The 5,347-nt window shown below is 38.9% G+C and carries 4 protein-coding genes and 1 pseudogene; 1 reads left to right on the top strand and 4 read right to left on the bottom strand.

Features of this window, described 5'->3' with window-relative positions; genetic code table 11:
• Positions 1-314: 314 nt before the first annotated feature.
• Positions 315-755 carry a hypothetical protein gene (locus AC5JMF_RS28630; protein WP_495799096.1) on the top strand — a complete coding sequence of 147 codons (441 nt, stop codon included), beginning with the start codon at positions 315-317 and terminating at the stop codon, positions 753-755.
• Between the two features lie 87 nt (positions 756-842).
• Here the strand turns inward: AC5JMF_RS28630 and AC5JMF_RS28625 are convergent.
• From AC5JMF_RS28625 to AC5JMF_RS28610, 4 genes and pseudogenes are all read right to left on the bottom strand, one after another.
• A pseudogene (locus AC5JMF_RS28625) lies at positions 843-1,451 on the bottom strand (helix-turn-helix domain-containing protein); the annotation flags it as partial.
• Positions 1,452-1,561: 110 nt separating this feature from the next.
• Positions 1,562-1,846 (bottom strand): hypothetical protein, encoded by a 285-nt coding sequence (locus AC5JMF_RS28620; protein WP_495799095.1) that lies wholly within the window; start codon positions 1,844-1,846, stop codon positions 1,562-1,564.
• A gap of 400 nt (positions 1,847-2,246) precedes the next feature.
• Positions 2,247-2,417, bottom strand: coding sequence for a CopG family transcriptional regulator (locus AC5JMF_RS28615; protein WP_495799094.1), 171 nt, complete (start codon positions 2,415-2,417; stop codon positions 2,247-2,249).
• 367 nt (positions 2,418-2,784) lie between these two features.
• Positions 2,785-4,953 (bottom strand): sensor histidine kinase, encoded by a 2,169-nt coding sequence (locus tag AC5JMF_RS28610; protein WP_495799093.1) that lies wholly within the window; start codon positions 4,951-4,953, stop codon positions 2,785-2,787.
• Between the last annotated feature and the right edge of the window lie 394 nt (positions 4,954-5,347).

Here is a 5,347-nt window from a genome sequence, read left to right as displayed (position 1 = left end):
ACCCGAAGGGGGACAAGGGAGAAATTTTTATGATAAGTGATTAGCCGGACATGGTGTTATGCCGTTTCACTTTAAAATTGATGAAAAGAAGTGAGGTTTAAAACCGAACTTCGTTCTGTCGCGCTCTCAGCAAAGCTATGCTATGGGCTTTACGCCCGCAAGTGACGCGAAAGAATCATTATTTCCCAAGGTTAGGTATAAACCCCAGCTATGAGTGGGTGGCTGTCTTTAATGCCCGAATTGATTCAGTTAAACATAAGGAGGTAGCCTATCTGATATCTTATTTCTTGGATTCAATTGAGGATTTTCTCAAAATGACTATTAATTTCACCAAGAGGCTGTTTATCTTAGCGAATATTATTGTTTTTATTTTCTTTTTACCTGGAATTGCTTTAGCATCGCCAGAGAAATTCCATCATGTTAATTCTAGTACAATTTTTGCTCAATCCAATAAAACTGTAGACTACTTTAGCTCATCCTCAAACACTGATCTGACTCCACAACAGCGGCAACAAATACAAGCTGTACATCAACGTAGAAATAGAGAAATTGCCGCAACTTTAGACTCATCCCAACGTACTGAACTTATTCACAAGTTACGCTCTGGTGAGAACATCAATCAAGCTTTAGAAACAATAAATTTGCAACCAGAACAGCGAAAGCTGATAGAAGCGATTATTCAGTTTACAAACTTAAAAATGAAAGCAGTTTTATCTCGATATTCTCTAAAAATTCAACACCAGAATAATATGTGAAATGGCATAGGGTATATACATAGCATTGCATTAGGCTAAAGCCATAATGTACCCTACTAGCGTGTCTAGCCTTAAATGTTGGTCTTGCAACTCTAGAGCCGCTTCAGCCATACAAATCAGAGGTTCTGAACACTATGCTCTTGACTGTAAAGGTCTAAAACTACTTCCATTTGGCTTGGGCAACGCAAATGGCTAAGTCGCGTTCCGGGATACAAAACCTTTATGTTTTCCACGGGCGTAATTTATTTTTTTTAATATGCTTCTGACTGTTTCTCTGGAAATTTCTGTGATGATGTTTCTTTTTTGAATTTCTTTGGTTAAGAGTCTCAGACTCCAATGGGCTTGTCCTGCGGGGGGTTCAGAACAACACAATGCGATGATTTGAGCTTCAATATAACCATCAACTTTACTTGGCACTGGTGGTGTTAATCGTTGACTCCGATTTAGGGCTGGTTCTTCTCCAAGCTCGAGAAATCTTTTCCTAATTCTTCCTACCGTATTACGATGCAGCTTTAAGGCTAAACTGATTTGTTCATCTGTCCATTTTTTCGTTGCACCCTCACCTTCATCGCACATCAATAGCACTTGTGCGTGCAATATTTTCTTGGCTGAGGCATAACCATTATGACTAATCGCTTCTAGTTTCTGCCTTTGTTCTGTATTCAAAAGCACTTTCCCACTACGACCTCTTCCCATTGGCTCACCCTATTTTGGTCATTTTCTATTACACTATTTTAGCCTTGCCACGCCACTACTTAAGATTTTGCATTAAAAAAGCGGAGTATAAGTCTATTTAAAGTGTTTGTCTATATTAATAAAAAGAAAGCTATTAAAATAGCGCTAAGAGCGATCGCCAAGGTAATTGCATATTCAACTCTGCGACTAAAAAATCCCACAGTTGCAACTAAAGCGATTGCCAATCCGATGATGGCAACATACTGCTCTTTTTGTAACCCGCGTGCAATTAATGGGTCTGCTTGAGGCGTAATAGGTAGTGGAGTTTCCTGAATTATTTTTTGAGAATACTCTGATTGTTGTCTTTCTTGTGACAAGAACTCTTGAGTAATATTATCAGTATATTTATGTATCATTAATTACTTACCTTGACATCTCTTCTGAAAGAGGCTTGATTAAATAATTCGTAATTCGTAATGACGCTCGCGGACTCGCTACCGCTGCGCTAACGTAATTAAGTTTTGTAATGGGGATTTGACCCCAACACAAAACTTGCCGATTATAGAACCGGGGGACTTAAACCCATGGAACTTGTTAACAATTAATAACTATATTGTGATGAATCTAAAATAAATCTTTCCTAAGACTGAAATATAATAATTTAAATTTAATCTCTCAAACTTCTTTTTGCCTTGGCGTTGGAGTTCACACAGCATCTCTAGGAAAAGCTATTGCAGAAAACTTCCACTTAGCTTTTTCGTTGAAATATTTGCATGGTAATTCATACTTTTACTCGGCAACGCCAAATATGAAAATTTAGGCTACAGGCAACTTACGAATAAGTTCCTGAATCACATCTATTGCTGCTTTACCAGTTTGCTGACAATAATTATCAAGACTTTGAGCTTCATCTAATGTGAGGCTGACAGTTATTTGCTGGGTAGCAAATTTTTTACCTGTTGTTGTAGATTCAGTAAATTTAGTCACAGATGTTTTATAGATTATGAGCGATTAATTAGCTAGATATTTGCAAACTAGCAAGAGCGCTTACAAGTGAAAATCCAGATTTTCAGGTTGAACTTAAGCTTTCATGTTTTAACTACATCAAGTATCTCTATTATCTTCAGTACTGCTCAGTATGTTTCCTAACTTTGTATAATTTTGTCTTTTTTTCAAGAGTATCTCTAAAGCAATAAGTTTATAAAATTTAAGAAATTATTGTAATTACAATACTTTCAAAAACTAATATTTAGAGTATTTGCACAATAATGCAAATTTTTAGTAGAGAACAGGGAAATTTCCATAAATAAATAGTGAAATAGTCAAAATATCTCTTCCTTAATCCCTACTATCTCTACTCTCCACTCCTCATTCTCAAGACAGCAGGTAATGTAAACCAGAATGTTACTCCTGTATCCAATCCTCTAAGTACGCCGATTTCGCCACCATGAGCATTGATAATTTGTTTACATAAATACAAACCCAATCCTAAACTTACAGAATTACGGATGTCACTACCCCGGTAGTAAAGGTCAAAAAGTCGTTCACTCTGTTGAGGATTGATGCCTACACCATTATCACTGACGGTGCAGTAAATCTTGTCCTGCTCATAGGTAGCGTTAATTGTCAAAAGCAAACCAGAGGTATTATGTTTGACAGCGTTGACAATTAAATTAGAAAAAACTCGCCAAAGTTGTGTTGGATCTGCATTTACAAGTGGTAAATCTGCTGTGACTAGATTTGTCAAGGTTACTTGATTCTGTAGCAGTAATGGTTCTAGATCAGCGATCGCAGCTGCTACTACCGTATACAATGCTAGAGGTTGACGCTGCAAAACCACTCCTTGTGTTTCGCTGATATGCGCTTCCATCAACGAATTAATCAAGTTAAGTTGGCGATCGCTGCTTTGAATCATGCGCTCGATAATCAAGCGTGAAACTGATATTGTGTCCTCTGTGCGTAAAAGCAAATTCTTTAGCACCATTAAAGTACCAAGGACTGGGTTACGTAAATCATGAGAAACTGCATGAACAAATACTCGCAATGCTGCCTCTGTACGCTTGCGTTCACTAATGTCTAGAATGACTCCCACCAATCCCCCCAGGGAACCATCGGCTTTCGAGAAAGTGGCTTTATAAAATATGACATTATGCTTGGTGCGATCGCCAAAAACAACAGAACTTTCATAACTTTGAACTTGCTGTTGCTCAAACAATGCCATGTCTGCTTGATGATATTGATCGGCAAGCTCCGAAGGAGCTATCTCATAATCAGATTTACCTAAAATCTGCTGTTTACTAAAACCTAGCGAAATCTCAAAGGCTGTGTTACAGCCTAGATATAAACCCTCAACATTTTTATAAAAAACTGGTGTAGGTATTGTATCAATTAGTACTTGTAAAAAGTCAAACTGTTCCTGAAGCGCTTCTTCAGCTTGCTTGCGTTTTGTAATGTCTTCGATTAGCCCTTCGTAATAAATTAACTTGCCCTGTGCATTACGAACTGCATATGCATTTTCTGAAATCCAGACAATGCTACCATCGCGGCGATAAACCTGAGACTTAAAACCACTAACACTGCCATATTCAGCAATCAAACGTATAAATTCTGCACGTCGGTTGGGATCAAGATATAACTGGCGTTCAATGTCAGTGAGGCTAGCGATCATTTCGTCTGGTGAAGCATAGCCATAAATACGCGCTAAAGCAGGATTTACTGTTAGGTAGCGTCCGTTGGGAGTGCTTTGAAATATTCCTTCAACAGCATTTTCAAAGATACTGCGATATTTAGCTTCTGTAACTTCTAGTTTTTGGTAAGCAGATTCAAGTTCTTTACGGGCGTAAAAATTAGAGCGTTGCAGGCGATCGTATAAGTAAACACCAAAGTCACATGTAGCACAAATCCAAAAAATATATAAAATAAACGTCACATTATATATTTCTGGATGTTCAGGTAGTGGTGTTTGCAGCCCAAGTATTGTGTTGACGCCAAAATAGTATATTAGTATACCAATTTGCGACAAAAAGTGAAAACCCCAACGAACTGGCATGAGTGTGGCTTGGCTCAAAAACAGTAGCGTCCACCCCATAGTGTCAGGGAGTGCGAAACCTTTGAGAGTAGCAAATAACTGTGATGCTAAACTAATTGACCAAGATGACCCTAAGAATAATATTTCTGGGTGATGACGACCTAATTTAGTTTTGTGTAGTGCAAAGCAGATAAGTATAATCAACAGTACAGCAAGGTTGATAATAAGTCCTTGGGTTCTCAGTACCTGTGGTAGATCCTCCAATTCCCTTAAAGGATAAAAAAAGTCATAAATATCCCGCACAGTAAAAGTTACGAGACATATGAGGGCCAACCATAACCAAAGATACAACCTTTGCCACAAAAACCGACACCTAGCAACCAGCCAATCTTTGTGTGTGAGCGAAGTGTTATCAAAAATGGTAATTTCGTCTGTGGTTGGCGTCCAGAAGGCTTTTCTCCACCAGCGTTGCACTGTTATAAATAAGGTAGCCATGAGCGTCTGATTAACTTTGCTCGTACCATCAAAAGTGTTTTCCTTCTTTCAGACTGCCACAAACTCGGACATTTGGATGGGGGAATGGGGACTGGGTAATTCGTAATTCGTAATGACGCGACGCTCCTGTGTCGCTAACGCTACGCTAACGTAATTCGTAATGACGCTCGTTCGCCTTTGGCGTCTCCCCTTGGGAGATGACTCGCTCTAAGCGAAGCTATGCTGCAGGCTTTACGCTACGAAGCGCGTAATTCGTAATTATTTATTCTTTCCCCCTGCCCTTTCAAGGGTAGGTTTTTCATATTCAGTCTGAAAAAACCTATTTTTTCGTTCCGAAATCTTTCTCCGTGTCCCCCTTCGGGTGACGCTCGCAAGCTCGCTAACGCTGCGCTAA

It is taken from the genome of Desmonostoc vinosum (assembly GCF_059505385.1).
The sequence above is the reverse complement of the archived record's forward strand: the minus strand, read 5'-3'. Positions and strand labels throughout refer to the sequence as shown.